This window comes from Bradyrhizobium ottawaense (genome assembly GCF_002278135.3).
In the GTDB taxonomy this organism is placed as follows: Bacteria; Pseudomonadota; Alphaproteobacteria; order Rhizobiales; family Xanthobacteraceae; genus Bradyrhizobium; species Bradyrhizobium ottawaense.
In genome coordinates this window covers 1,640,000-1,665,160 of record NZ_CP029425.2, presented here as the reverse complement: position 1 = coordinate 1,665,160, position 25,161 = coordinate 1,640,000, and the positions used below count along the sequence as shown (strand labels likewise).

Below are 25,161 nucleotides of genomic sequence, written 5' to 3'. Positions count from 1 at the left end.
CTCGAAGGATGGCCACGGCGAAATCACTCTCATATGGTGGGTGCACCAGGATGCAAGACCGGTGCTACAAGGCCGGTGATTCAAGGCCCTCGCAACACGAGCCGGCCGAGCAGCGCCGCGAGCTCGCTTTGCCTGGATATGCCGAGCTTCTGAAATACGCGCTTCAGCACATTGCGCGCCGTGTCTTCGGCAATCCCGAGCCGGCCCGCAGCTTGTTTCGGCGGAACGCCCGAGCCCACCAGCGAGGCGATCCTGGCCTCCCCGAGCGTCAAGCCCAGGATGTCCCGCACGATGGCGGGATCCGGAGGCTCGGCAGATTTCTGCTCGATCGCGAGCACGATCGCTCGCGTGCGGGTCAGAAAATGGCCGTCTGAAAGTGCGCCGGCGGTGATCGGGAGCAGGTAGATGACGAAACGCCGGCCTGTTGCACTCGCCTCGACGAGAATGGGTCTCGGCTCGGCCAGCAGATCGCGCGCCTCGGCGCGAAGCGTTTGCGTCATGGCGGCCTCGAACGGCGCCCGGCTCGCCACCATACGAACACGCAGACGATCGTTCACGAGGTCGAACACCTCGCCGAGAAGGCTCTCCCCCACCGGATTGGCGAACAGCACACGCGCCGACGAGTCCAGCGCGAACACGCCGATGCCGATCCGCGCGAGGGCGTCGCCGAGGCCCAGATTGGCCAGTTCGGTATCAAGCAGCCTGATCGACAGCCGCAACGATTTCTCGGCATGGCGCCCGAGCGTCGCTATCAGGTCCAGCTCGGCGTCGGAGAACTGCGGCCTGGCGAAGGCTCGCTGCACGCTGAGAGCCACGATGATCCGGGGGTCGGGTGACACCCCGATCGATCCGAACCAGCCCAAACCGTGCCTTGCAAGGAATTCCCTGCTGAACGGATGGTTGAGGTAGGCGTCGTCGATCGGGCCGATGTGTCGATCGGTGAAGGGCTCGCCGCTGACGTAAAGGCCGGCCGAGATGCAACGTTCGGCCTTGAAATCGTGCTGCGCCCAACGCGTCCCATAGTCGGTGAGCGCCGGCGCGAGGCTTTCGGAGGCGATGGCTCCGAAGGCCCCGTCGTCCCTTCGCCATTGCAGGATCGCGCCGGCGTCATCGAAGCAGCCTGCGATCTTGCCAAGAGCGGATGGCCAGAGTGATGGGCTCGCTGCTGTATCGTAGATCGCTTCGACGGCAGCGAGGAGACGGTCGGCAGCAAGGGGCATGGGATCCAAATCGATCAGAGAATGCATTCAGGTTACACGAGATTGCCCTCAAGCAATTGCCGTCCGGCCGCTTTCCCGGGACTTCTACCCGATTTCTACGTGAGAGATCGGTTACGGTGGCGGTGCACAAATTGTCTTTGGTCTGCCTTGCGGCTAACGTGCACTCTGCGGTGCGGGCGTTCTTGTGGACTATCACCGTCATCAAGCACTGCTCCTGTCATCAGGGGCGGTGACGCTGGAAGGCAAGATGATCGACTATGCCAATGGGCGGATGGCACGCCGGATCATCGGACTGGGGTCGTAGCGGCGCATGGCCACGCTATTGATCGTCGCGCCGGTGTTTGCGCTGATCGCGGCCGGCTATGCCGCGGTGCTGTTTCGCTTCGTCTCCGAGGCCGCGCACAAGGGCATCAGCGAATTCGCCTTCAGCATCGCGATCCCAGCGCTGCTGTTCCGCACCATCGTCGTGTCGGAATTCCCCGATGTCAGCCCCTACAGGATGTGGGGCGCCTATTACGGCGCGCTGGCCGTCATCTGGATCGCGGCGCTCGCGATCTCCGCGCTGCTCCGCGCGCCGCGGGAAGATCGCGAGGACGGCGTCGTGTTCGCGATCGGCTCGGTCTACGGCAACATCGTGATGCTCGGCATTCCCCTGACGCTCTCGGCGCTGGGTAATGAGGCCGCCGGACCGATGGCCCTGATCCTGTCGGTGAACACGCCGCTGCTCTGGCTCTGCGGCATCCTGCAGATGGAGCTGGTCAACCGCAAGCGGACCGGCTCGGCCCTGTCGGTGATCTGGCCGGTGCTCACGGACCTCGCCCGCAACCCGCTGATGCTGGCGATCGGCTTTGGCGTGGTCTGGCGTTTTACCGGCCTCGGCCTCACCCCGGTCGTCGACCGCACCATCGAGCTGCTCGCGCAGGCGGGCTCGCCGACGGCGCTGATCGCCCTCGGCATCAACCTGTTCCGCTTCGAGGTGAAGGGCGAGAAGCTGAGCATCTTGGTGATGTGCGCGCTCAAGCTGGCGGCGATGCCGGCGGCCGCGTTCGTGCTGGCAAAGCTGCTCGACCTGCCGCCGCTGGCCGCCGGTGTCGTCGTGCTGTTCGCGGCAATGCCGACCGGCGCGAATGCGTACATCTTCGCGGTGCAGTATCAGCGGCTGGTGAACCCGGTGTCGGGGGCGGTGGCGCTGGGCACGCTGCTGGCGGCGGCGACGCTGCCGGTGGTGGTTTGGGTGGTGGCGCGCTGAGCACGCGCAGCATCGTCTCGAAGATTTTGCCTTTACACGCGAAGGTCGCTAGGCTGCCCTGATACGTGTTTCAGGGAGGGGCACATGGCACAGCGCGAAGACATGCTCGCATTGATCAGGACCGCCTACGCCGCGCGCGGCGACGGCGACGTCGAAGGCCTGGTGGCGGCTTTTCATCCCGACGGCCACTTCACCTTGATGGGCGACAAGGGTGCGCTCGAACTGACGGGACGCATGGAGGGGCACCCGACCCTGCGCGGGGCTTTCACTCAGTTCACTGCCACCTTCGGCTTCGAAAGCCGCGAGATCCTGGCTGAGCTGGTCGACGGGGATCGCGTTGCAGTCCATTCCCGGGTTCTCGTTCGATACAATCCGAGCGGAAAGACTTTCAGCACCGAGATCCTGGACCTGTTCAGATTTCAGGATGGCAAAATCGCCGAGCTGATCGAGTTTGCGGACACGGCGCAGATCAAGGCGATGATTGCGTGAGGCGGGATGCAGCTCCGTAGGAGTTTCGCGCACTGTCACCGTAACTCGGCAACACGCTGGCCCTCGCGCCAGGCCATCTCCCAGAAGTCTGCCTCGAGCCGGGTGGCTTCCTTGAAGATCGCAGTCAGCTCGGCCTCGCGGGCCGGCGTGGCGTAGAGATCGGCGAGATGGTCGAGGTGCGCACGGGCTTTGGCAGCGACCTCCTGGTACGGCACGCCGGCGTACTCCGCGATCCAGACGCGATAGGCGTTCGTCGCAGCGTCCGCATGGGGTCGCGAGGCGAGCCGCGTTGCGATCTCGGCGTACCCGATCACGCAGGGGGCAAGCGCCACCTTGAGTGCCAGCAGATCGCCGCGCATTCCAGCGTCGAGCACGTAGCGTGTATAGGCCAGCATCTCGGCCGCCGGAGGGGCCTGTTCAAGATCGGCCGGGGATAGGCCCCAATCGGCACAGAGCTTCACATGCAGGTTCATCTCGACATCGAGGATGGCCGACAGGCCGGCCGCTGCTTCACGCATGTCGGCAAGCCTGGGCGACTTGTAGACCGCGAGCGCGTAGGCGCGAGCAAACTCGATGAGGAACAGGTAATCCTGAACGAGGTAGTGACGAAACGCAGCTTCAGAGAGCGAGCCGTCCGCCAATCCGTTCGTAAAGGGATGTTCGGTGTAGGCCCGCCACTCAACGGATGCTTCTGTCTTGAGACGCTCGAAGAAACTCACGATGGTTTTTGCCTGGCTTGTTGGTCCTTGAACGTCTTTGGTTCACTACCGATAGCGCATTGCGGAACGAGGAGCTACGGTGACGGCGGACAGAATTGGCTTTGAACAGCGTTGCGGATGGGGCACTCCCCGCGTCGAGGGTTTGGTGCACTGTCCGCGCAAACGTCTTTCGTGCACCCTCACCGCAATTCCCTGCTTGCGTTACGGCTGCGGCACCCATGCGTTCAGGCGGAAACTATCGCCCGGCGAATGCATGAAAATATCGCTCCGAATTACGGTGACAGTGCGCTTAACTGACAATGAAAGTTCTTCCGTCTTTGCCGCGGCTCGACCAGTGCTTACTCCGTTGCATGAGCAGTACTCGCGGCACTTCATTTTCCGGGAACGTTGAAAATATATCGCAAGGGACGCTACTGAAAGAGCAACACAATCGTTAGACGTCTGGCGCGACACGCGCGCGCGAGAACCACTGGCGGGCGTCGCTGCGAAAGAGCAGCACCACGGCGACTACCAACAATAGATATCCGATGTGAAAGAGGATCGCCGCAACAGCGTTGAGCCGGAAACGTTCGTCGAAGTCGATGATGACGCTCGGAATTCCGATAATGACCATGACGAGACTGATCCAGCGAGCCCAATTCTGTCGCTTTCGCGCAATCAGCCAAATCCAAAGCGACTGCCCTAAGATGGAGCAAAGGAACATGATCGGATAGCCGATTGGATACAGGCTGTAGTACTTGGCGAGGCTGGCGGGATTCGCAGCAGCCGACCCCAAGCCCGTGACAAGCGCCGCACCAGCCAGGCGCTCGTACCAAATGACACTATCCGGGCGGCTCGCGCCCCCTACTTTCTCCGAAGCTCCACCAATCATGCACCACCCCGACGACCAACGAGCCTCGGCCCAATGCGAAGACGATAGAGCGCTCAGTCCCAATCCGAGAAGCCGGTTGAGACGCATGCACGTTCAATCTTTGATTAAAGTGACTTGGCTTCAGGAGAGCTGCTGATCTCAGACCGTTCGACAAGCTGGATGGCTGACGTGGAGGCGCTGGTACAGTTGGGTGGGCTCGAACCACCGACCTCCTGTTCCACAGACAGGCGCTCTAACCAACTGAGCTACAACTGCATCCTGGCGAGCCGCCCTCGGGGCTACCTGAAAAGGCCGTCGACCTAGGGGGCTGGACGGGGCGGAAACTAGGTGCAACGGCCCGGTTTGGCAAGGCCGCAATGGGGCGAAAAACCAGCTGAAATCGCCGTCGATGCGACGAAATCGGGCTTGATGGCGGGCATCGAGGGGTTACGCTGCCCGCCGTCCGCTCGAGCAGGGCACCGCGTGTGACGCTGAAGCTTTAGGCGCTCAGGCTCCCACATCGTCATGGCCGGGCTTGGCCCGGCCATCCACGCCTTTGCGCGCGGCACTGAGAACGTGGATGCCCGGGACAAGCCCGGGCATGACGACCTTCGTGGCTACCAGCATACCCGCAAGCGGGAGAGGCAAAGAAAAACCCGGGCGCTTGGCCCGGGTTTCGCCAGTTCAAACCTGCCTCACCGCTCAGGCGGCGGGCTTGTAGAACTTCGAGGCGCTGGCCTTGATCGGCTCGGCGGTCTCGGCGGCGACGCGCTGGGTGAGCTCGACCAGCTCCTTGGCCTGGGACTGGAGGGTCTCGAGCTGGGTGCGGGTGTGGCCGGTCCACAGCTCCAGCGCTTCCGCCGGCGACTTCAGGCCGAACAGCTGCTGGGCGAAGTCCAGCTGGGCGCTGGTGTTGGCCTTCATGAACTCCACCAGCTTGGCGGTGTATTCGCTCGCGCCCTTGCTGGCCGAGGTGAACACGGCCTCGACGGTGCCGTTGTGGCTCTCGGCCACGTCCTTGAACTTGGCGTAGTTTTCGCGGGCCTGCGACACGCCCTTTTCGGCGAACGCACGCATCTGCTCGGGGACCTCGAACGGAATGATCGAGGCAGAAAACGGATCAGTCGCACCTGTCATGGTTGTCCCTCACGCTAATTGAAAAAAATGGAGTGAGCCTTCTGGCGCGCCCGCCGGCCCCCGGTCTGGGCCGTCACACATTGAGCGGGTACGAAAGACTGGAAACGCGAAACAAAGAGATGGCTCGCCCAGCGCTCAGCATTATGGCTGCCTATCGTGTCAACATTGTGCAGCGCAATGCGCCAACAGGGTGCGCTGCGAAATTAATCTAGGTTAGGATGAGGTTCCGGTATGGGGGAACCGGGGGTTGAGGCGGGGTGGGTCGGGCTAGCCCGCTGTCATTCCGGGGCGCGCTCAGCGCGAGCCCGGAATCCATTCCACCACCGTCTCTGCGGCCCGATGGATTCCGGGTTCGCGCTGAGCGCGCCCCGGAATGACGGCGGAGAGCGCCTCGCCCCGAATCCCTTGGATGAACCGGGCGGCGGCTTGCGGGTTCGGGCTGATTAAGGTTATCGCGGCTTAGGGCCGCCGCCGGGGACCGGGGCCGTGGACCTGCCCGCGGGCGCGGGCGATACTAACCCTTTCTTAAGGCTGTCATTCCCGGCAGCCGTCAGCTTCAAGCGTGAGACACAGCCGGTCGGATGACGAGTTCGGATTTCCAGTTGCGAGGTGTGGGCGATCCCCGGCTGGCCGTGCATGCGACCTCGCAGCTAGCGACATGGCTGTGGTCGATCGACGGGACGCGCGTGCTGTGGGCCAATCCGGTCGGCGCAAAGCTGTTCGGCGCGGCGAACGGCGCGGCGCTTGCGGACAAAATGTTCGGCCCGGCCGACCCCCATCGCCGCCAGGTTGCCCGGCTTGCCCGGCACCTGCCCGCGAATGGCGCTGTGCGGCTCGAACGTCTGCGCGGCTTCGGCGCCCGGTTCGGCACGCTGATGACCTGCGCCTGCGCCCGGCTCGACTTTGCCGATGGCGGACACGCGGTGCTCGTCACCGCGATGGACCCGACCTTGCGCGCCATGCCGCTGGTCGAGCGGCTGCATCGCCTGGTCGAAGACGCGAAGATGCCGATGGCGGCGTTCGCGCCCGACGGCCTGTTCGTCGGCGCCAGCGAGGCCGCCCGCTCCCTGCTCGGCTTCCGCGATCTCGGCGAGGCCGGCCTCGAACAGGCGCGCAACGATGCGCTGCGCGAGGGCCGCGTCGAAACGCCGATCGGCATCGGCCAGATGGTGCTGCAACGGGTCGGCCTAGGGGCCGATGTCGGCCTGATCGCGCTGATCGAGCCGGCCACCCAAGCTGCGCCCGCAACGGCCGTGCAAGAGAGCACGGCGGAAGCCGCAAACGAGACGCCGGTTGAATCTGCGCCGCAGGCCGCGGCCATGCCGAGCGAGCCGCCACCGGCGCTGGACGGATCGGCCGGGATCTCGTTGTTCGATGCGTTCGCCGAGCCGATCGAGGCGCCCACGGCAACCGAGACGATCGCGCCTGAACCGCAGGACTCGGCAAGAATTGAGGACGCGGCCGAAGAGCCTGTTCGAGAACCAGCTCGCGAAACGCCGGACCAGACCGCCGGCATCGCGCCAAAGACTCCGGTTGAAAACCCGCATCAAGCCATCGTGTCGCCGCAGGCTGCGCCGATCACATCAGCCATGGTCGAGCCGCCGTCGGGCCAGGAATCGTCTGGCCGGGAATCGTCGGGCCAAGAATCGCCCGCACCGCGTCAGCATCCGCTACGCTTCCTCTGGCAGATGGATGCAGAGGGCCGCTTTGTGCTTCTCTCCGACGAATTCATCCGCCTGATCGGCGCGCGCACCGCCGCCGGCTTCGGCCGCCTTTGGCGCGAGATCGCCGAGCAATTCTCGCTCGATCCTGATGGCCGCGTCGCAGAGGCGCTTGCAAGCCACGACACCTGGGCCGGGATCACAGTGAACTGGCCGGCTGACGGCGGCGAGCATCTGCCGGTCGAGCTCGCGGGCCTGCCGGTCTACGACCAGTCGCGCAACTTTGCCGGCTTCAAGGGCTTTGGCGTCTGCCGCGATCTCGACGGCCTCAACCGCCTGGAAGCACTCAGGCGCTTCGAGACGGTGACCGAACCGCCGGCGCAGCACGGCCCGTCTGCCGAACTGGTCGCGCCCGAGGCCGAGCCGCTCGCGGAGGCGCCGCCTCCGCCGATCGAGCCGCCCGCAGCCGAGCCCGAGCCAACACCCGAACCTGAACTGCTAGAGCCCACCAGCGACGCGAATTCACACCCAACCGATCCGGACATTTCAGTGGAAACGCCAGTCGAAACCCCTCCGAATGTCGTGCCGTTCCGCCCGCACGGCGATGTCAGATCACCCAGTGATCAGAGATCGCCGACGCTGACGCCGGTCGAGAACAGCGCGTTCAATGAGCTCGCCCGGCAATTGTCCGAGCGCCTCGAACGCGAGCGCGAGACGATCGCGGCAGAAGCTTCCGAGCCTGTGGCGGAGACCACCATAGAGCCGCCGGCGCCGGAGCCCGAACCGCCCCACGCGCCGGCCGAATGGCTGACCGAGCCCGCGCCGCCGGCGCGCGGCGCCAGCGCGCGCGACCGCACCCTGCTCGACCTGTTGCCGACGGGCATCCTGATCTACCGGCTCGACCGCCTGCTCTATGCCAACCCCGCCTTCCTCGCGCGCATGGGCTATGCCGGCATCAACGCGCTGGAGAATGCCGGCGGGCTCGATGCGCTCTATGTCGAGCCCGGCGTGTCCTCGGCCAGCAGCACCTCGCAAGCCGGCACGCCTATCACGATCAGCGCGACGCTCGCGAACGGCGAAGCACCGCTTGCGACCACCGAGGCGCATCTGCACACGATCGATTGGGACGGCGAGAGCGCACATGCGCTCATCTGCGCGCTGCCGCAGGCGGCGCCCAGCGTCGCGGCGCCCGTGATCGCACAGACGATCGTCACTGAATCTGTTGTCGCCGAATCCTTCCCCTACGCGCCCGAGCTGGACTCCGCGGCCGGCGATGCCGATGCCGAGGATCTCGCCGCGATCCTCGACACCACCGCCGAGGGCATCGTCATGTTCGATGCCGAAGGCAACATCCACGCCTGCAACCGCAGCGCCGAAGCGCTGTTCGGCTATGACGGCGCCGACCTGCTCGAGCAGAATCTGGCGACGCTGTTCGCGCCGGAGAGCCGCCAGATCGTCACCGACTATCTCGAAAGCCTCAAGAGCCAGGACATTTCGAGCCTGCTCGACCACGGCCGCGAGGTGCTCGGACGCGAGAAGAAGGGCGGCGTCATTCCGCTCGCGATGATCATGGGCCGCACGCGGCCGGACGGCCCGAACTTCTTCGCCGTGTTCCGCGATCTCTCGCAGAGCAAGAGGGGCGAGAGCGAGCTGACGCAGGCCCGCCACCTCGTCCACAGCGCGGCTAACGCCAAGGCCGACATGCTGGCGCGGATCAGCCACGAGATCCGCACGCCGCTCAACGCCATCATCGGCTTTGCCGAGGTGATGATCTCCGAACGCTTCGGCACGCTCGGCAACGAGCGCTACGGCGAATACATGAAGGACATCCGCGCCTCCGGCGAGCGCGTCATCGCGATCATCGACGACCTCCTGGAGCTGTCGCGGATCGAGACCGGCAAGCTCGATCTCAACTTCGCCAACCTCAGCCTCAACGACCTCGTCGAAGCCTGCGTGACCGTGATGCAGCCGCAGGCCAATCGCGAGCGCATCATCATCCGCACCTCGCTCGCGCATGCGCTGCCGCAGGTCACGGCGGACGCGCGCGCGATGCGGCAGATCACCATGAATCTGATCTCGAACTCGATCCGGCTCGCCAGCGCCGGCGGCCAGGTCATCGTCTCCACCGCGCTGTCCGACCGCGGCGAGATTGCGCTGCGCATCCGCGATACCGGCCATGGCCTGTCCGAGCGCGAAGTCGCCGCCGCGATGGAGCCGTTCCGCACCCCGCCGCCCGGCGATGCCGCAGACAATTCGGCGCTAAGCCTGTCGCTGACCAAGGCCCTGGTCGAGGCCAACCGCGCCCGCTTCAACATCAAGAGCGCGGGGAATTCCGGCACGCTGATCGAAGTGGTGTTCGCACCGGTGGTGGCGGGGGCGTAGGCGTCGCCACAGGCGTCATGCCCGGGCTTGTCCCGGGCATCCACGTTCTAGGTACCGCAGGCAAGACGTGGATGGCCGGGACAAGCCCGGCCATGACGATGTGGAAGCATCGGCGCGCTAGAACTCAGGCAATCACGCCGCGCGCACGGTGTCCAAGAACCTGCTCACCTCGATCTTCAGCCGGCTGCTGTCGTTCGACAGCGACTGCGCCGCGGAAAGCACCTGCGAGGAGGCCGAGCCCGTCTCGGTCGCGCCCTGGCGCACGCTGCTGATGTTGGCGCTCACCTGCGTGGTGCCGGCAGCGGCATTCTGGACGTTGCGCGAGATCTCGCCGGTCGCAGCGCCCTGCTCTTCCACGGCGGCAGCGATGGTGGAGGAGATCTCGGACAGCCGCTCGATGGTGCCGCCGATGGTCTTGATGGCGCCGACCGAATCCTCGGTCGCAACCTGGATGCTGGAAATCTGCTGACCAATATCGCCGGTGGCCTTCGCGGTCTGCTCGGCCAGCGCCTTCACTTCCGAGGCGACCACCGCAAAGCCGCGCCCGGCTTCGCCGGCACGCGCGGCCTCGATGGTGGCGTTCAGCGCCAGCAAATTGGTCTGACCCGCGATGGCGCTGATGAGCTCGACCACGTCGCCGATGCGCGCAGCCGCCTTCGACAATTCGCTGACGCGGTCGTTGGTCTGCCCGGCCTGGCTGACGGCTTCGCCGGCCATGCGCGCGGAGGCCTGCACCTGGCGGCTGATCTCGTGGACGGAGGCGGTCAGCTCCTCCGCCGCGGAGGCCACCGACTGCACGTTGGTCGCGGCCTCTTCGGAGGCCGCCTCGACCAGCGTGGCAAGCTCGGTCGAGCGGCTGGCGGTGGTGGTCAGCGAGGTCGCCGACGCCTCGAGCTCGTTGGCGGCAGACGACACGGTCTCGACGATCTCACCGATCGCGCCTTCGAAATCGTCGGCCATCCTGATCATGTCGGCGCGGCGGCGCTCGGCGGCAAGCTTGTCCTGCCTGATCTTCTCTTCCGCCTCTTCCTGCGCCTTCCGCTCGGCATTGACCTTGAACGTCTCGACGGCCTGCGCGATCTCGCCGATCTCGTCGGGACGGCCGAGCCCGGGCAGCACGATGGCGAAATTGCCGTTGGCGAGCTCGATCATCGCCGCGCGCATGGCCGACAGCGGCTTGGAAACCGAGCGGCCGATGAAGATGCCGAGGCCGAGCACGGCGGATGCGATCATCGCGATCGCAACGCCGATCCACCATTGGATGCTGTCGCGCTGGGCATCGTTCAGCCGGTCGGCTTCGGCGCGGATCTGGTCGACCGCTTGCGACACCTGCTCGATGACGGGCTCGACCGCGGAGAAGGCCTCCGACATCGCCTTGAGTTCGATTCCCAGAGCCAGCGCGGTCTCCATCCAGGCGAAGAAGTCACGCTGGTAATTGGCGAGCTTCTGGCGCAACTCGGCCTTCGCATCGCCGGGAATGGAGGGCTCGTCGAGGCCCGTCACAAACTCGGCCGCGCGCTTCTTCATGTCGTCGCCGTATCTGGCGTCGCGACGCAGCATGAAGTCCTTCTCGTGCCTTCGCATCATCAGCATGGTCACCTTGAGCGACGGATTCCGGAGCTCGCCGACCTTGGTCTCGATGTCGTGGACCGAGGCCCGCAAGCGGCCTTCGAGACCGGACTTTTCATCGAGCCCGAGCCGCTGTCTCTGCTCGACCACCGCGGCGAAACGGGTCTGATAGGTCTTCAGCGATGCGGTCATCGCGTCGATCCTCGCGACCAGCTCGGGCTTGCCGAGCCCTGAAATCCTGGCGCGAAGCTTCTCGATATCGAGCGAGACCTGCTGGCTGATCTCGGCCTGGCGCTGCGCCTTGGCCGGTTCGCTGCGCAAGAGGAAGTCCTTCTCGGCGCGGCGTCCCTCGAGCAGCTCGACGGCGATCCTGTTGTTCAGCTCGAAGATGGTGCGCGCCTTCTCGGCGGCGTCGCGATAGAACGCCATCGCGTTCTCGCCGTAGAGATGGATGCCGCCGATCAGGACGACACCGATGACGCCAATGACGCCGATCGCGGTGATCTTGTGGGTGAGACGAAGGGAGAGAAATCGCATCTTGGCTTCAAAAATCGGTTGTGGCTGATGCGAGTATGAAACGTCAGGGCGAGGAAACTACCGTTAATTTACCGGCACGTATGAATACGTACTTGTGCACGATACCCGTCATACGAGAGGTAACGGACTCCCCACGCCAGGTTTCTACTGGCATGTTATGCACGGTGAGATACACAGGCGCGGACAAAAAAACACGGCGCTCGTGGCGCCGTGCTGTCCTGTCTTCAAACGACGGTGGCGGTCTGGATCAGCTGTAGATCTCGAACAGGCCGGCGCCGCCCTGGCCGCCGCCGATGCACATCGTCACGACGCCCCACTTGGCCTTGCGGCGCGCGCCTTCCTGCAGCAGGTGGCCGGTGAGGCGGGCGCCGGTCATGCCGAAGGGATGGCCGATCGCGATCGAGCCGCCGTTGACGTTGTATTTGGCGGGATCGATGCCGAGCTGGTCGCGGCAGTACAGGCACTGGCTGGCGAAGGCTTCGTTGAGCTCCCACAGGTCGATGTCGTCGACCTTGAGGCCGGTGCGCTTGAGCAGCTTCGGAATTGCGAACACCGGGCCGATGCCCATTTCGTCGGGCTCGCAGCCCGCGGTCGCCCAGGCGACGAAGCGGCCGAGCGGCTTGAGGCCGCGCTTCTCGGCGTCCTTGGCTTCCATCAGCACCACGGCAGCGGCGCCGTCCGAGAGCTGGCTGGCATTGCCGGCGGTGACGAACTTCCCGGGACCCTTCACCGGCTCGAGCTTGGCGAGACCTTCCATCGTGGTCTCGGGCCGGTTGCACTCGTCGCGATCGACGACGTAGTCGACGATGCTCTCCGCCTTGGTCGCCTTGTCGACGACCTTCATCTTGGTCTTCATCGGGACGATCTCGTCCTTGTACTTGCCCGCCTGCTGCGACGCCGCCATGCGGCGCTGCGATTCCAGCGAGAACTCGTCCTGATATTCGCGGCTGAGCTTGTAGCGCTCGGCGACGATGTCGGCGGTGTCGATCATCGCCATGAAGATATCGGGCGCGACCTTGAGCAATTCAGGATCGATCGATTCCTTCGGGGTGCCGCCGCCCGGCATCGAGATGCTCTCGACCCCGCCGGCTACGATGCAGTCGGCGCCGTCCGAGCGGATCGAGTTGGCGGCCATCGCGATCGTCTGCAGTCCCGAGGAGCAGAACCGGTTCACCGATACTCCGGCGGTGGTCTTCGGCAGGCCGGCGAGCAGCGCGGCCTGGCGGCCGATGTTGGGCGCGCCATGGGCGCAATTGCCGAGATAGCGGTCCTCGACATAATCCTTGTCGACGCCGGCGCGCTTCACCGCATGCTGGATGGCGTGGGCCGCGAGCGACATCGGCGGCGTGATGTTGAACCCGCCGCGGCCGGATTTTGCGAGGCCCGTGCGCGCATAGGAAACGATGACGGCTTCACGCATTGTTTTCTCCCTTGTCGAGCGATTTTGAACGGAGCGCTCTTTGAACGAGTTGTCCTGGCGCCATTGGTACACAAAGTTTGGCAGGCGCGGAAAATAAAAACGCCGCCTCCCGTGACGGAGGCGGCGTTGTTCCGCGGGTCGGAATATGTCAGCGTCTCAGAACGTCAGCGCCTTGACCTGCTTGACCTGCGGCAGGGCCTGCACCTTGGCGAGCACCTCCGCCGGGACCGCGCCATCGACCTCGACCAGCGCGATAGCGTCGCCGCCCTGCTCGACGCGGCCGAGATGGAAGGTCGCGATGTTGATCTTGGCGTCGCCCAATAGGCCAGCGAAACTGCCGATGAAGCCCGGCTTGTCCTCGTTGGTGACATAGATCATCGACTTGCCGAACTCGGCGTCGACGCGGATGCCCTTGATGTCGACCAGGCGCGGCTTGCCGTCGTGATAGACGGTGCCGGAGACCGAGCGCTCCTGGCGTTCGGTCGCGACCGTCACGGTGATCAGGCTCTCATAGTCGCTCTGGGCGGCGCGCACGATCTCGTCCACCACCATGCCGCGCTCCTTGGCGACGACGGGCGCGGACACCACGTTGACCTCGCCCAGCATCGGCCGCAGCAGGCCCGACAGCACGGCGGAGGTGATCGCCTTGATCTTCATCTCGGCGACGTGGCCCTCATAGGTGATCTCGACCTTGAGGATGCCGGTCTCGGTGAGCTGGCCGGCGAACGAGCCGAGCTTCTCGGCGAGCGAGATGAACGGCTTCAGCTTCGGCGCTTCTTCCGCCGTGATCGAGGGGAAGTTGACCGCGTTCGAGATCGCGCCGGTGAGCAGGTAATCCGACATCTGCTCGGCGACCTGGAGCGCGACGTTCTCCTGCGCTTCGGTGGTGGAGGCGCCGAGATGCGGCGTGCAGATCACGTTGGGATGGCCGAACAGCACGTTGGCGTTCGCGGGCTCCTCGACGAAGACGTCGAACGCGGCGCCGGCAATGTGCTTGGAATTGAGTGCATCGACCACCGCCTGCTCGTCGACGAGACCGCCGCGCGCGCAGTTGATCAGGCGCACGCCCTTCTTCATCTTGGCGATTGCGGCAGCGTCGATGATGTTCTTCGTCTTCTCGGTCAGCGGCGTGTGCAGCGTGATGAAATCGGCGCGCTTGAGCAGGTCGTCGAGCTCGACCTTCTCGACGCCGATGTCCTTGGCGCGCTCCGGCGACAGGAACGGATCGAACGCGATCACCTTCATGCGCAGGCCGAGTGCGCGGTCGGCGACGATCGAGCCGATGTTGCCGCAGCCGACGACGCCGAGCACCTTGCCGGTGATCTCGACGCCCATGAAGCGGTTCTTCTCCCACTTGCCGGCCTGGGTCGAGGCGTCGGCCTGCGGGATTTCGCGCGCGAGCGCCAGCATCAGGGTGACGGCATGCTCGGCGGTCGTGATCGAATTGCCGAACGGCGTGTTCATCACGATGATGCCCTTGGCCGTGGCGGCGGGGATCTCGACATTGTCGACGCCGATGCCGGCGCGGCCGATCACCTTGAGGTTGGTCGCCTTGTCGAGAATCTTTGCGGTCGCCTTCGTCGCGGAGCGGATCGCAAGGCCGTCGTAATTGCCGATGATCTCGGCGAGCTTGTCCTTGTCCTTGCCGAGATTGGGCTGGAAGTCGACCTCGACGCCGCGGTCTTTGAAGATCTGCACGGCAGCGGGCGAGAGCGCGTCGGAAATGAGAACTTTGGGTTTGGTCATGGGGATGATCCTCTACCCTCCCTGATGGAAGGGTTGGCGTTCGACCGGAACAGGATGATGTCGGAAGCAACTTCTGCCTCTCCCCGTCGGAACGGGGCGAGGTGAGAAAGTAAAGCTACGCCGCCTTGGCGAGCGTGGCCTTGGTCTCGGCAAAAGCCCAGTCGATCCACTGCGTCAGCAGCTCGACGTCCTTGGCCTCGACGGTGGCGCCGCACCAGATGCGCAGGCCGGCCGGCGCATCGCGATAATACGCGAAGTCGTAGCCGGCGCCTTCCTTCTCCACCAGCGCCACCAGCTTCTTGGAGAAGTCGGCTTGCGCATCCTCGGACAGCGAGGTGATGGCGGGATCGGTGAACTTCAGGCACACCGAGGTGTTGGAGCGGATCGCCGCGTCCTTGGCCAGGAAGTCGATCCAGGGCGTCTTCGCCTTCCAGTCGGCGAGCACCTTGGTGTTGGCGTCGGCACGCGCGATCAGCGCCTTGAGGCCGCCGATCGACTTGGCCCAGTTCAGCGCGTCGAGATAATCCTCGACGCAGAGCATCGACGGCGTATTGATGGTCTCGCCGACGAAGATGCCTTCATTGATCTTGCCGCCCTTGGTCATGCGGAAGATCTTCGGCAGCGGCCAGGCCGGCTTGTAGGTTTCCAGCCGTTCCACCGCACGGGGCGACAGGATCAGCATGCCGTGCGCGGCTTCGCCGCCGAGCGCCTTCTGCCAGGAGAAGGTGACGACATCGAGCTTGGCCCAGTCCAGCGGCTGCGCAAACGCGGCCGAGGTCGCATCGCAGATGGTCAGGCCTTCGCGGGCAGAGCTGATCCAGTCGGCGTTCGGCACGCGCACGCCCGACGTGGTGCCGTTCCAGGTGAAGACGACGTCGCTCTTGGGATCGACCTTGGCGAGGTCGGGGATCTCACCATAGGCTGCGTTGAGCTTGGTGACGTCCTTGAGCTTCAATTCCTTGACGATGTCGCTGACCCAGCCCTCGCCGAAGGATTCCCAGGCGAGCGTGGTGACGGGGCGCGCACCGAGCAGCGACCACAGCGCCATCTCGACCGCGCCGGTATCGGAGGCCGGCACGATGCCGATGCGATAATCGGCGGGCACATCGAGCACTTCGCGCGTCAGATCGATCGCGAGCTTGAGCTTGGTCTTGCCGACCTTCGCGCGATGCGACCGGCCGAGCGCTGCGTCCTTGAGATTTTGGGCGTTCCAGCCGGGGCGCTTGGCGCAGGGGCCGGAGGAGAAATGCGGCACGTTCGGCCGCGAAGCGGGCTTCGCTACAGTCATAATATCTACCCTTCCAGATAGTCAGCCTCCCGTTGGGGGGAGGTGTCCCGCCGCGGCTGATACGGGAAACAGGAAGAGTCGTCAAGGAAGTTCCGGCGTCTCACGGCGGCGTGATGGTGCTTCCGGCGCGATATCAGGGGATTCGACGACCGCGAGCGCATTCAGCAAGTCCGTGGCCTCGCTGATCAATTGCGCGGCTCTGCGACGGCTGCCGACTTTCAAAATGCACTTGTCATTGGCCTGCACGACGTAATCGTTGCCGACCTTGATCATTGAATAGCTTGTCATCGAAATCCCCGAACCGACAGAGCCCGGTGTCTGACGCTGCCTAGCACCGTTCGTTCCCGGATCAACGTGAACGACGGCTGGGTAGTTTATCAGCTGTTAATATGAACAAGCGCGCGATCCGAATTCGCTGATCGCGCAAGGCTCGCGAGGAGCTGCCTCAAAAGCGGACAGTCATACCGACGTGGCTCGCCGCGAACCCGAGCCGCTTGTAGAAGCGCTGCGCATCGACGCGGCTCGCATGCGTCAGCAACTCGACCAGACTGCAGCCGCGCGCTTTCGCTTTCGCGATCGCCCATTGCACCAACCGCTCGCCGATGCCGCGGCTGCGACAATCCGAAGCAACGCGAACGTCTTCGAGCAGGCCGCGCACGCCGCCTTGCGAGCTGATGCCCGGCAGGATCGCGAGTTGCAGGCAGCCGACCACCCTGCCCTCGCTCTCGGCAACCACGAGCGCGAGATTCGGATCGCGCTCGACCCGCGCGAAGGCCTCGTAATAGGCGGCAGGCAACGGATCCTCGACGCGCTCGCGCGCGCGGCCCAGATGATCGTCGGCGAGCATCGCCACGATCGCTGGAACGTCGTCGCGGCGCGCGCGGCGAATGGAGACGGATTCGGCGTTCATGTCAGGCAACTCCAACCTCAGCGCGCCGGCGGGACGCCGAGAAGCGCTTCGACCTCGCCGATCCAGCGGCGGAGAGCGGCATAGCGGCCGAGATCGAAGCCGCCTTCATGCGCCACGCGGGTATAGGCGAGCAGCGAGACGTCGGCGAGCGAAACCTCTTCACCGGCGAAGAAGCGGGAGGCCAAAAGATGCTGCTCCATGCGGTCGAGCGCCGCATAGCCGCGCTTGACCTTTTCGGGGTCGAGCTCGGATGCGTCCTTGCCGAGATAAACGAGGAGGAAGCGGCACACCGCGATATAGGGCTCGTGGCTGTACTGTTCCCAGAACAGCCATTCGTCCATCTTGGCCGCCATGAAGGCGTCGCGCGGGACGAGCGCGCTGTCGCGGGCGAGATAGCGGATGATGGCATTGGACTGCGCCAGCGTGCGGCCGTCGTCGAACGCGACGGTGGGCACCTGGCCGGCGCCGTTCATCTCAAGGAATTGCGGCGTGCGCGTCTCGCCCTTGCGCGTGTCGATCTCGATCCATTGGTAGGGCAATGCGAGCTTGTCGCAGACCCACTTCACCTTCAGGCAATTGCCGGAATTGCTGTCGCCGTAGATCTTCATCGCTGCCGCCCCGCGTTGGAACGACAGAGCATCAGGACGGCGCGGAGCTGTCAACCGCGGCGTGCGCGGCTGCGTCAGAACTTGTAGCCGAGGCCGGCGCGGACGGTGTTGATACTGGTGTCGACCTGGGAAGTGAAGCGAATGTATTCCCACTCGGCGCGCATGAAGAGACCGCCGACGAGGTTGACGTCCACGCCGAGACCCCCGCTGTAGCCGTAGATCAGATGATTGTGCTGCGCCTCGCTCGCGGAAACCGGCCCCAGAAGAACGCCGGCAGGCGTCACGAAATCCTGAGCGCTCACCGTGCGGACGATATCGGCATTGCCGAGCGCGAGCCCGCCGAACACGTAGGGCAGGAAGCATCCCCATGCATAACCGGCCCGGCCGCGAAACGTTGCCATGTCCTTGATCGCGATCGAAGCCGTCGAGCTCGCCGTCACCGTGTGCACGTTGCCGTCGGACAGCGTATTGCTGCGAGCTTCGCTGGCAGTGGTCGATCCGCCGAACTTACCGTGCAGGTAACTGGCCTCCAGGCCGATCACGACATCGTCCCATTGGGCATTGTAGCCCACGAAAGCACCATATCCGCTGCTGCGCTGAGAGGCCTTTCCGAGGCCGAGATTCCATTGCGAGACCTGCATCTCCTGCTCGATCAGGGTGTCTGCGAGCAGCGCCGCCATCATATTGCTGGTCGACCCGTTGAAATTCTCATCGGACGAGCCGTAGCCACCCTGCCCGCCGACATAGAAGCCTTGCCAGTTGACGCTGGACCTGGTGAGACCGTCGGTGAAGCTGCCGCGCAGGATGGGAAGATCGGGCATATCGGCCGCATGCGCGGCAGACACCGTCCCCAACATCGCCGCCGCCAACAAAAGGCCACGCATCGCAACGCTCCATCGAACTCGAACTTTCATCCGTGATCATGGCTCGTTAACCTTAACCAATGGTTGCGTCGGCCGCCTTCATCGCTACTCGCCATGAAAAATACGCAAAGCAAAACGGCGCGGGATGATCCCGCGCCGTTAAGAAGTCCTAACCGATCGAAGTGTCGATCAGCCCTTTGTGACAAGCGGCGGCGGCGGCATGTAGGCCGGCGCGCTGTCGAGATTCCAGCGCACGCCGAGCTTCAGGTCGTGCGAGGTGATATCCTTGAACTTGAAGACGTTGCCCGTGGTCCCACCGGTGTAGTCCGACAGGACACCGGTTTGTCCGGGGCCCAGGTCGACATAGCTGTAGGCGAGTTCGAGGACGAGATTGGGATTGACCTTATAGGCAAGACCGGCATGGGCCGCCCAGGCGAAATTCCACTTCGAGCCGGACGGCGCGCTCGCGAAGCTGGTATTTCCGACGGCGAGGTTGTTGATGCCCGTGTCGGTGAAGTTCGCGATCGAAACGCGTGCACCGCCGACGCCGGCGCCGATGAACGGCGTGATGCACCACCAGGTGCCCAGATCAACGTACGCGTTGGCCAAAACCAGCCATTCGGACTTGCTTGCGCTGTAATTGTCGATGCCGCTGTACGGCACGCCGCCCGCGGTCCCGGTGAAACGATCGGTGCCCTTGAAATTTGAATTGCCGCGATACTGCCCGGTCACGTCGGCACGGAACCAATTGTTGAACCGGTAGCCAACGCCCACGCCGTAGATGCCGGCCGCGTCGAACGAAGTCTGCTGATCGAACGAGGTGAGCTGCGAATAAGCCGACTCGCGACCGTAGCGCAGATCCTTCGTCTTCTGATTGCTGAAGCCGATGTCGCCGCGCAGATACCAGCCGCCGAAATCGGCGGGCGGGGCCGGCGGCGCGTACATGGGAGGGGGCGCCGCGATCGGCATATCGGCGGCGAATGCCATCGACGAGATCAGGGTTGCCGCACCCGCGGCAAGGAAAGACTTAACGCTACGCATTGGCTTCGTCCTTTTGGCCGGTGAGGCAAATACGCAGGCCTCACGTTCTGGAAACTCACGGAGCGGACGATGCCAGCAAATGTTTAAGCGCCACTTAACCCTAATTTTTAAGGTTGATTTTTCCTGACTGCTCGCGCGCATGGACGAGAAGCGTTGCAAAATTGCAGCGCCTCACGCCGCAATTGCTAACGATGTGTAAAGCCGCAGTGCAGCGGGAGAGAATCCGTTAACGCGCGTGCCGCGGCAGCTTGGGCAGGAACACCGCAAGCAGGCCGATCGCCGGCAGGTAGGCGCAGACCTGGTAGACGAACTCGATCGAGGTGTGGTCGGCGAGCTTGCCGAGCACGGCGGCGCCCAGGCCCCCGATGCCGAAGGCAACGCCGAAGAACACGCCGGAGATCATGCCGAATCTGTGCGGCACCAGCTCCTGCGCAAATACGATGATCGACGACGTCGTCGAGGAGATGATCAGGCCGATGATGACTGACAGCACCGCACTGCCGACGAGCCCGGCATAGGGCAGCGCCAGCGTGAACGGGAGCGCGCCCAGGATAGAGATCCAGATCACGATCTTGCGGCCGAAGCGATCGCCCAGGGGACCGCCCAGAAACGCGCCGACCGCATTCGCCGCGAGGAAGATGAAGAGATAGATCTGGGCTGCCTGCGTCGACACGCCGAACCGATCGATCAGGTAGAAGATGTAGTAGCTCGACAGGCTCGAGACATAGAGCTGTTTTGAAAACAGCAGCGCGACCAGCACGAGCAGCGCAACGGCGACGCGGCGCGAGCTCGGCGCGTCGGGATGCGCCTGAACGGCCGCCGTCTTCTTCGCCTTGATCTGCGGCGCATACCAGCGGCCGATGCGCCAGAGGATGAGGATTGCGAGGAATGCGATCGAGGAGAACCAGGCGATGCTGCCCTGCCCGAACGGCACCACGATCAGCGCCGCCAGCACTGGCCCCATCGAGGTGCCGAAACTGCCGCCGAGCTGGAACACCGATTGCGCAAAACCGTAGCGGCCGCCGGAGGCAAGCCGCGCGATGCGCGCGGATTCGGGGTGAAAAACCGCCGAGCCGAGACCGACCAGCGCGGCGGCGACGAGGATGACGAGATATTGGTGCGCGGCACTGAGCAGCAAGAGGCCGAAGAAGGTCGAGGCCATGCCGATGGCCAGCGAATAGGGCTGTGCCTTCTTGTCGGTGTAATGCCCGACCACCGGCTGCAGCAGCGAGGCCGTGAACTGAAAGGCGAGCGTGATCATGCCGATCTGCGCGAAGTCGAGCGCGTAGGTGTCCTTCAGGATCGGATACACCGAGGCGATCAGCGACTGCATGGTGTCGTTGAGGAAGTGCGAGAAGCTGATGCCGGCGAGCACGACATAGGCCGGCCCTGCCGCTTTGGCGGCGGGTGCCACGTCGACGACGACGACGGGCTCGGTCAGCGTTTCCTCTGAGACGACGACAGGCTTGTTCAATGCAGCGGTCCCGGCCGGCGCGGCGAACCGCCGCATCGGCTCATTACGATGCAAGCGGCGATGGAACCACCGTCAATCGCAAATGGCTGGAATGCGCGGGTCTTACCCTCCCCGCGAGTCCGATATCGTAGGGTGAGATCACCCTACCCGCTCGTGCTTGAAAGACCTCAGGCCGCCGCCTGGCCGAGTGCGAAGACGATGGTGTCGACGACGTCCTCGACCAGGATGCGGTCTTCGCCCTCGCCCATGACGCGGATCACCGGCTCGGTGCCGGAGGAGCGGATCAGGAGGCGGCCGTGGCCGTTGAGCCGTTTCTCGCCGTCGGAGATCGCCGACTTGACGTCGGAATCGTCGAGCGGCTTGCCGCCCTTGTGGCGGACGTTCTTGAGGATCTGCGGCAGCGGATCGAAGCGGTGGCAGACTTCCGACACGGGGCGGCGCAGCTTCTGCACCACCGCCAGCACCTGCAGCGCAGCGACAAAACCGTCGCCGGTGGTGGCGTAGTCGGACAGGATGATGTGGCCCGACTGCTCGCCGCCGAGATTGTAGCCGCCGTTCAGCATCTGCTCGAGCACGTAGCGGTCGCCGACCGGCGTGCGCACCAGATCGAGCCCCTGCCCTTTCAGGAAGCGCTCGAGCCCGAGATTGGACATCACGGTGGCGACGATGCCGGGACGCGACAGGCGGCCGTCTTCCTTCCAGCTCTGCGCGATCACCGCGAGCAACTGGTCGCCGTCGACCACATGACCGCGCTCGTCGACCAGGATGACGCGATCGGCGTCGCCGTCGAGCGCGATGCCGATGTCGGCGCGCATCTCGCGCACCTTCCGCGACAGTGCTTCCGGCGAGGTCGAGCCGCAATCCTTGTTGATGTTGAAGCCGTCGGGCTCGACGCCGATCGGCACGACGTCGGCGCCCAACTCCCACAGCGCTTCGGGCACCACCTTGTAGGCGGCGCCGTTGGCGCAATCGATCACGACGCGCAGGCCGTCGAGCGAGAGGTCTCGCGGCAACGTGCGCTTGGCGAATTCGATGTAGCGGTCATGCACGCCGTCGATGCGGCGGGCGCGGCCGAGGCTCGCGCTCTGTGCCAGCCGCTTGTCGATGGGCTCGTCGAGCAGCTGCTCGATCTGCCGCTCGACGTCGTCGGAGAGCTTGAAGCCCTGCGGGCCGAACAGCTTGATGCCGTTGTCCTCGAACAGATTGTGCGAGGCCGAGATCATGACGCCGAGATCGGCGCGCATCGACTTGGTCAGCATCGCAACCGCCGGCGTCGGCATCGGGCCGACCAGCAGCACGTCCATGCCGACCGAGGTGAAGCCGGCGACCATCGCGTATTCGATCATGTAGCCGGACAAGCGGGTGTCCTTGCCGATCACGACCCGGTGGCGGTGGTCACCGCGCTGAAACGCAAGGCCTGCGGCCTGGCCGACCTTGAGGGCGAGCTCCGGCGTGATCAGTCCGTTGGCGCGGCCCCGAATCCCGTCCGTCCCGAAATATTTGCGACTCATATCGTCCCCCAAGCAACAACCAGGGGATCCCCTTGACAACCACGGGCTGCCCGAACGGGACCCGCATCCCTGATTTGCTAGGCGTGTTATAATGCCTGTGAGGCTAACTTGGCTTCAAAAAATATGATGAATCATTACGGAACCGGGGCGCCGCCGTACCGACAACGTCTTGTTAACATTATATTTCCGGCCCATAGCCTCGAAACAGGGTGGAACCCGTTTAATCGCTGCGCTTCACGTGGCCATCGCCGCGGCTCGGCGCCGGCTGGGTGACGTTGACGGGATCGGAGCCCGGAAAGGTCTCTTCCAGACCCTCTTCCAGGGCTTCCTCGAGATCACGCTTCTCCTTGATCTCTTCCGGCGAAGGTCCAGCGTGCGGCTTCGTCATGGCGCCCTCCTGCAAAACGGTCTGCAAACGGATTTGGCTGTGCATCCAACCATGCTAGATGACCCCGAAATCTTCCGATGCAAGACTCTTGGTACAAGACGGGCCGGGGAACGATCATGAAACATATCACCTGTATCGACGATCTTCGCACGCTGCATAAGCGCCGCGTGCCGAAGGCGTTCTTCGACTATTGCGACCGCGGCTCCTATGCCGAGGAGACGCTGCGCGCCAACCGCGAGGATATGCAGGCGATCAAGTTCCGCCAGCGCATCCTGGTCGATGTCTCCAAGCGCGACACTTCGACCACGATTCTCGGCGAGCCCTCGACCATGCCGCTGATGCTCGCCCCCGTCGGGCTGCTCGGCATGCAGCATGGCGACGGCGAAATTTATGCCTGCCGCGCCGCGCAGGCCGCCGGTATCCCGTTCACGCAATCGACCATGTCGATCTGCTCGATCGAGGACATCGCCGCCAATGTCGAGAAGCCGTTCTGGTTCCAGCTCTACGTCATGAAGGACCGCGGCTTCATCAAGGAATTGATCCAGCGCGCGATCGCGGCCAAGTGCAGCGCGCTGGTGCTCACCGTGGACCTCCAGGTCATCGGCCAGCGCCACGCCGACATCAAGAACGGCATGACCGTGCCCCCCGAATGGTCGCTGTCGAAGCTGCTGGATTTCGCCAGCAAGCCCAGCTGGGTCTCCGGCGTGCTGCAGGGCAAGCGCCGCACCTTCGGCAACATCGCCGGCCACGTGAAGAACACCGAGGATCTCAATCGCCTCGCCGAATGGACGGCCTCGCAGTTCGACACCTCGCTGAACTGGAAGGACGTCGAGTGGGTCCGCAGCATCTGGCCGGGCAAGCTGGTCATCAAGGGCATCCTCGACGTCGAGGATGCCGAGGAGGCCGCCAAGACCGGCGCGCAGGCGCTCGTCGTCTCCAACCATGGCGGCCGGCAGCTCGACGGTGCACCGTCATCGATCGAGGTGCTGCCGGAGATCGCCGATGCGGTCGGTGACAGGATGGAGATCATGTTCGACGGCGGCATCCGCTCCGGCCAGGACGTGATGCGCGCGCTTGCGCTCGGCGCAAAGTCCTGCATGCTCGGCCGCGCTTATGCCTACGGCCTGGGTGCCGGCGGCCAGGCCGGCGTCGCCAAGGCGATCGACATCATCCAGAAGGAGCTGCTCACCACCATGGGCCTGTGCGGCGTCAACCGGATCGACGAGATCGACGATCATGTCATCGCGATGTGAAAGGCATGCCGGGACGCGGCAGCAACAACGGCTGTCGTCCCGGACAAGCGCAGCGCTCGACAACGCGTAGCGTTGTCGGGAGCGGAGCGCTGATCCGGGACCCATAGCCACAGGAAGGTGTGGTTACGGGACTCGGGGTTACCAATCTTCGCCAAACTCCGCCCTGTGGTTATGATCCCGGATCTGCGCTTACGCTTGTCCGGGATGACACCGAGAATGCATCGGCGACTCTAGCCTCACATCGGTGGCGTAACTCCATCGCGCCCGACATTGACGCGGTTGGCCTCCAGCGAGCCGTCGTCCTTCTTCGCCGCGCCGAAGATGATCAGCTTGGCGCCCGGCTTCACTTCCGACTTGTCCGTGGCGATGAAGGTGACGATTGGCGTGTCCGGCGGCGCCACGACCTTCTTCTCGCCGTCCTTGTATTTGACCGTGATGTTCTGGCCGTCGGTGCCTTTCACCGTCTGCGCCACGGTGGCATTGGTCATGGTCGAATTGGCACGCGCGTCCCAGGGACGAAAACCCTCGGCCGCGCCGCGCTGGTTCTCCGGGAAGATATGCACCGCGATCGCCTTCTGCGTGCCGTCCGGTTCAGGCATGCCGGTGACGCCGATATAGGAGCCTTCCTTGATTTCCGACAGCTCCGTCTTCACCACGGCGAAGACGGCGACGTTGTCGGTCATGCGCACCTTCACGTCGCTGCCTTCGCGCGTCTTGATGCCGAGCATGTTGCCGTCGACACTTTCGATGGTGCCGCGGATGCGGACCGTCGGCGCCTGCTGCGCCGAGGCCGCGAACGAGGCGAGAGCGAGGACCGCTGCGAGCAGGCCGGATTTCATCGTCGAA

At 64.4% G+C, this 25,161-nt stretch carries 21 protein-coding genes and 1 tRNA gene; 4 read left to right on the top strand and 18 right to left on the bottom strand.

The annotated features are described in order from the left end of the window. Window positions 1-80: 80 nt before the first annotated feature. A complete protein-coding gene (locus CIT37_RS07960; RefSeq protein WP_095424851.1) occupies window positions 81-1,220 on the bottom strand; it encodes a helix-turn-helix transcriptional regulator in 1,140 nt (379 codons plus the stop codon). Between the two features lie 310 nt (window positions 1,221-1,530). On the opposite strand from CIT37_RS07960, the gene CIT37_RS07955 reads away from it, so the two are divergent. Together CIT37_RS07955 and CIT37_RS07950 are read left to right on the top strand one after the other, a co-directional pair. Next, window positions 1,531-2,469, top strand: a complete 939-nt coding sequence (locus tag CIT37_RS07955; RefSeq protein WP_028140506.1) for an AEC family transporter — start codon at window positions 1,531-1,533, stop codon at window positions 2,467-2,469. Window positions 2,470-2,553: 84 nt separating this feature from the next. After that, a complete protein-coding gene (locus CIT37_RS07950) occupies window positions 2,554-2,958 on the top strand; it encodes a nuclear transport factor 2 family protein (RefSeq protein ID WP_028140507.1) in 405 nt (134 codons plus the stop codon). A gap of 35 nt (window positions 2,959-2,993) precedes the next feature. Here CIT37_RS07950 and tenA read toward each other — a convergent pair whose 3' ends face one another. From tenA to CIT37_RS07930, 4 genes are all read right to left on the bottom strand, one after another. Further along, window positions 2,994-3,677 carry a thiaminase II gene (gene tenA / locus CIT37_RS07945; protein WP_028140508.1) on the bottom strand — a complete coding sequence of 228 codons (684 nt, stop codon included), beginning with the start codon at window positions 3,675-3,677 and terminating at the stop codon, window positions 2,994-2,996. 433 nt (window positions 3,678-4,110) lie between these two features. Further along, window positions 4,111-4,548, bottom strand: coding sequence for a hypothetical protein (locus CIT37_RS07940; RefSeq protein WP_028140509.1), 438 nt, complete (start codon window positions 4,546-4,548; stop codon window positions 4,111-4,113). A 178-nt stretch (window positions 4,549-4,726) separates the two neighbouring features. Next, window positions 4,727-4,803, bottom strand: a tRNA-His gene (locus CIT37_RS07935). A 426-nt stretch (window positions 4,804-5,229) separates the two neighbouring features. After that, complete coding sequence (locus CIT37_RS07930; protein ID WP_028140510.1) at window positions 5,230-5,664, bottom strand: phasin; 435 nt, start codon at window positions 5,662-5,664, stop codon at window positions 5,230-5,232. A 581-nt stretch (window positions 5,665-6,245) separates the two neighbouring features. On the opposite strand from CIT37_RS07930, the gene CIT37_RS07925 reads away from it, so the two are divergent. Continuing rightward, the gene (locus CIT37_RS07925; RefSeq protein ID WP_095424841.1) at window positions 6,246-9,707 is read left to right on the top strand and encodes a sensor histidine kinase; all 3,462 of its coding nucleotides are present in this window, start codon (window positions 6,246-6,248) and stop codon (window positions 9,705-9,707) included. A 132-nt stretch (window positions 9,708-9,839) separates the two neighbouring features. Here CIT37_RS07925 and CIT37_RS07920 read toward each other — a convergent pair whose 3' ends face one another. The 12 genes from CIT37_RS07920 to CIT37_RS07865 all read right to left on the bottom strand — a co-directional run bounded on the left by CIT37_RS07920 (window position 9,840) and on the right by CIT37_RS07865 (window position 23,062). After that, a complete protein-coding gene (locus CIT37_RS07920) occupies window positions 9,840-11,813 on the bottom strand; it encodes a methyl-accepting chemotaxis protein (protein WP_095424840.1) in 1,974 nt (657 codons plus the stop codon). A 247-nt stretch (window positions 11,814-12,060) separates the two neighbouring features. Beyond that, entirely contained in the window at window positions 12,061-13,233 is a 1,173-nt protein-coding gene (locus CIT37_RS07915; RefSeq protein ID WP_095424839.1) for a thiolase family protein, read from the bottom strand. A gap of 156 nt (window positions 13,234-13,389) precedes the next feature. Further along, window positions 13,390-14,979, bottom strand: coding sequence for a phosphoglycerate dehydrogenase (gene serA / locus CIT37_RS07910; RefSeq protein WP_038947431.1), 1,590 nt, complete (start codon window positions 14,977-14,979; stop codon window positions 13,390-13,392). A gap of 115 nt (window positions 14,980-15,094) precedes the next feature. Further along, window positions 15,095-16,267 (bottom strand): phosphoserine transaminase, encoded by a 1,173-nt coding sequence (locus tag CIT37_RS07905; protein ID WP_095424838.1) that lies wholly within the window; start codon window positions 16,265-16,267, stop codon window positions 15,095-15,097. A gap of 81 nt (window positions 16,268-16,348) precedes the next feature. Beyond that, the gene (locus tag CIT37_RS07900) at window positions 16,349-16,540 is read right to left on the bottom strand and encodes a hypothetical protein (RefSeq protein ID WP_240536301.1); all 192 of its coding nucleotides are present in this window, start codon (window positions 16,538-16,540) and stop codon (window positions 16,349-16,351) included. 172 nt (window positions 16,541-16,712) lie between these two features. Further along, window positions 16,713-17,177: a GNAT family N-acetyltransferase gene (locus tag CIT37_RS07895; protein ID WP_095424837.1), complete on the bottom strand. Its 465-nt coding sequence runs from the start codon at window positions 17,175-17,177 to the stop codon at window positions 16,713-16,715. Between the two features lie 17 nt (window positions 17,178-17,194). Beyond that, complete coding sequence (locus tag CIT37_RS07890) at window positions 17,195-17,785, bottom strand: glutathione S-transferase family protein (RefSeq protein WP_095424836.1); 591 nt, start codon at window positions 17,783-17,785, stop codon at window positions 17,195-17,197. A 74-nt stretch (window positions 17,786-17,859) separates the two neighbouring features. Then, window positions 17,860-18,669: an outer membrane protein gene (locus CIT37_RS07885; protein WP_038947435.1), complete on the bottom strand. Its 810-nt coding sequence runs from the start codon at window positions 18,667-18,669 to the stop codon at window positions 17,860-17,862. A 168-nt stretch (window positions 18,670-18,837) separates the two neighbouring features. Then, window positions 18,838-19,689, bottom strand: a complete 852-nt coding sequence (locus CIT37_RS07880; protein WP_028140519.1) for an outer membrane protein — start codon at window positions 19,687-19,689, stop codon at window positions 18,838-18,840. Between the two features lie 226 nt (window positions 19,690-19,915). After that, complete coding sequence (locus CIT37_RS07875) at window positions 19,916-21,163, bottom strand: MFS transporter (RefSeq protein ID WP_038947436.1); 1,248 nt, start codon at window positions 21,161-21,163, stop codon at window positions 19,916-19,918. 167 nt (window positions 21,164-21,330) lie between these two features. Next, on the bottom strand, window positions 21,331-22,674 hold the full coding sequence (glmM, locus tag CIT37_RS07870; RefSeq protein ID WP_028140521.1) for a phosphoglucosamine mutase: 1,344 nt from the start codon (window positions 22,672-22,674) through the stop codon (window positions 21,331-21,333). A 220-nt stretch (window positions 22,675-22,894) separates the two neighbouring features. After that, a complete protein-coding gene (locus tag CIT37_RS07865; protein ID WP_162832259.1) occupies window positions 22,895-23,062 on the bottom strand; it encodes a hypothetical protein in 168 nt (55 codons plus the stop codon). Between the two features lie 116 nt (window positions 23,063-23,178). Here CIT37_RS07865 and CIT37_RS07860 point away from each other — a divergent pair, with 116 nt between their 5' ends. Further along, window positions 23,179-24,315 carry an alpha-hydroxy acid oxidase gene (locus CIT37_RS07860; protein ID WP_028140522.1) on the top strand — a complete coding sequence of 379 codons (1,137 nt, stop codon included), beginning with the start codon at window positions 23,179-23,181 and terminating at the stop codon, window positions 24,313-24,315. Between the two features lie 236 nt (window positions 24,316-24,551). On the opposite strand, the gene CIT37_RS07855 is transcribed toward CIT37_RS07860, so the two are convergent. Next, on the bottom strand, window positions 24,552-25,154 hold the full coding sequence (locus CIT37_RS07855; protein ID WP_038971119.1) for a single stranded DNA-binding domain-containing protein: 603 nt from the start codon (window positions 25,152-25,154) through the stop codon (window positions 24,552-24,554). Window positions 25,155-25,161 lie beyond the last annotated feature (7 nt).

Coding starts and splice junctions, on each gene's coding strand:
- CIT37_RS07960 (WP_095424851.1), bottom strand. CDS start 1,220: ATGCCCCTTGCTGCCGACCGTCTCCTCGCTGCCGTCGAAGCGATCTAC.
- CIT37_RS07955 (WP_028140506.1), top strand. CDS start 1,531: ATGGCCACGCTATTGATCGTCGCGCCGGTGTTTGCGCTGATCGCGGCC.
- CIT37_RS07950 (WP_028140507.1), top strand. CDS start 2,554: ATGGCACAGCGCGAAGACATGCTCGCATTGATCAGGACCGCCTACGCC.
- CIT37_RS07940 (WP_028140509.1), bottom strand. CDS start 4,548: ATGATTGGTGGAGCTTCGGAGAAAGTAGGGGGCGCGAGCCGCCCGGAT.
- CIT37_RS07930 (WP_028140510.1), bottom strand. CDS start 5,664: ATGACAGGTGCGACTGATCCGTTTTCTGCCTCGATCATTCCGTTCGAG.
- CIT37_RS07925 (WP_095424841.1), top strand. CDS start 6,246: ATGACGAGTTCGGATTTCCAGTTGCGAGGTGTGGGCGATCCCCGGCTG.
- CIT37_RS07920 (WP_095424840.1), bottom strand. CDS start 11,813: ATGCGATTTCTCTCCCTTCGTCTCACCCACAAGATCACCGCGATCGGC.
- CIT37_RS07915 (WP_095424839.1), bottom strand. CDS start 13,233: ATGCGTGAAGCCGTCATCGTTTCCTATGCGCGCACGGGCCTCGCAAAA.
- serA (WP_038947431.1), bottom strand. CDS start 14,979: ATGACCAAACCCAAAGTTCTCATTTCCGACGCGCTCTCGCCCGCTGCC.
- CIT37_RS07905 (WP_095424838.1), bottom strand. CDS start 16,267: ATGACTGTAGCGAAGCCCGCTTCGCGGCCGAACGTGCCGCATTTCTCC.
- CIT37_RS07900 (WP_240536301.1), bottom strand. CDS start 16,540: ATGATCAAGGTCGGCAACGATTACGTCGTGCAGGCCAATGACAAGTGC.
- CIT37_RS07895 (WP_095424837.1), bottom strand. CDS start 17,177: ATGAACGCCGAATCCGTCTCCATTCGCCGCGCGCGCCGCGACGACGTT.
- CIT37_RS07890 (WP_095424836.1), bottom strand. CDS start 17,785: ATGAAGATCTACGGCGACAGCAATTCCGGCAATTGCCTGAAGGTGAAG.
- CIT37_RS07885 (WP_038947435.1), bottom strand. CDS start 18,669: ATGCGTGGCCTTTTGTTGGCGGCGGCGATGTTGGGGACGGTGTCTGCC.
- CIT37_RS07880 (WP_028140519.1), bottom strand. CDS start 19,689: ATGCGTAGCGTTAAGTCTTTCCTTGCCGCGGGTGCGGCAACCCTGATC.
- glmM (WP_028140521.1), bottom strand. CDS start 22,674: ATGAGTCGCAAATATTTCGGGACGGACGGGATTCGGGGCCGCGCCAAC.
- CIT37_RS07865 (WP_162832259.1), bottom strand. CDS start 23,062: ATGACGAAGCCGCACGCTGGACCTTCGCCGGAAGAGATCAAGGAGAAG.
- CIT37_RS07860 (WP_028140522.1), top strand. CDS start 23,179: ATGAAACATATCACCTGTATCGACGATCTTCGCACGCTGCATAAGCGC.
- CIT37_RS07855 (WP_038971119.1), bottom strand. CDS start 25,154: ATGAAATCCGGCCTGCTCGCAGCGGTCCTCGCTCTCGCCTCGTTCGCG.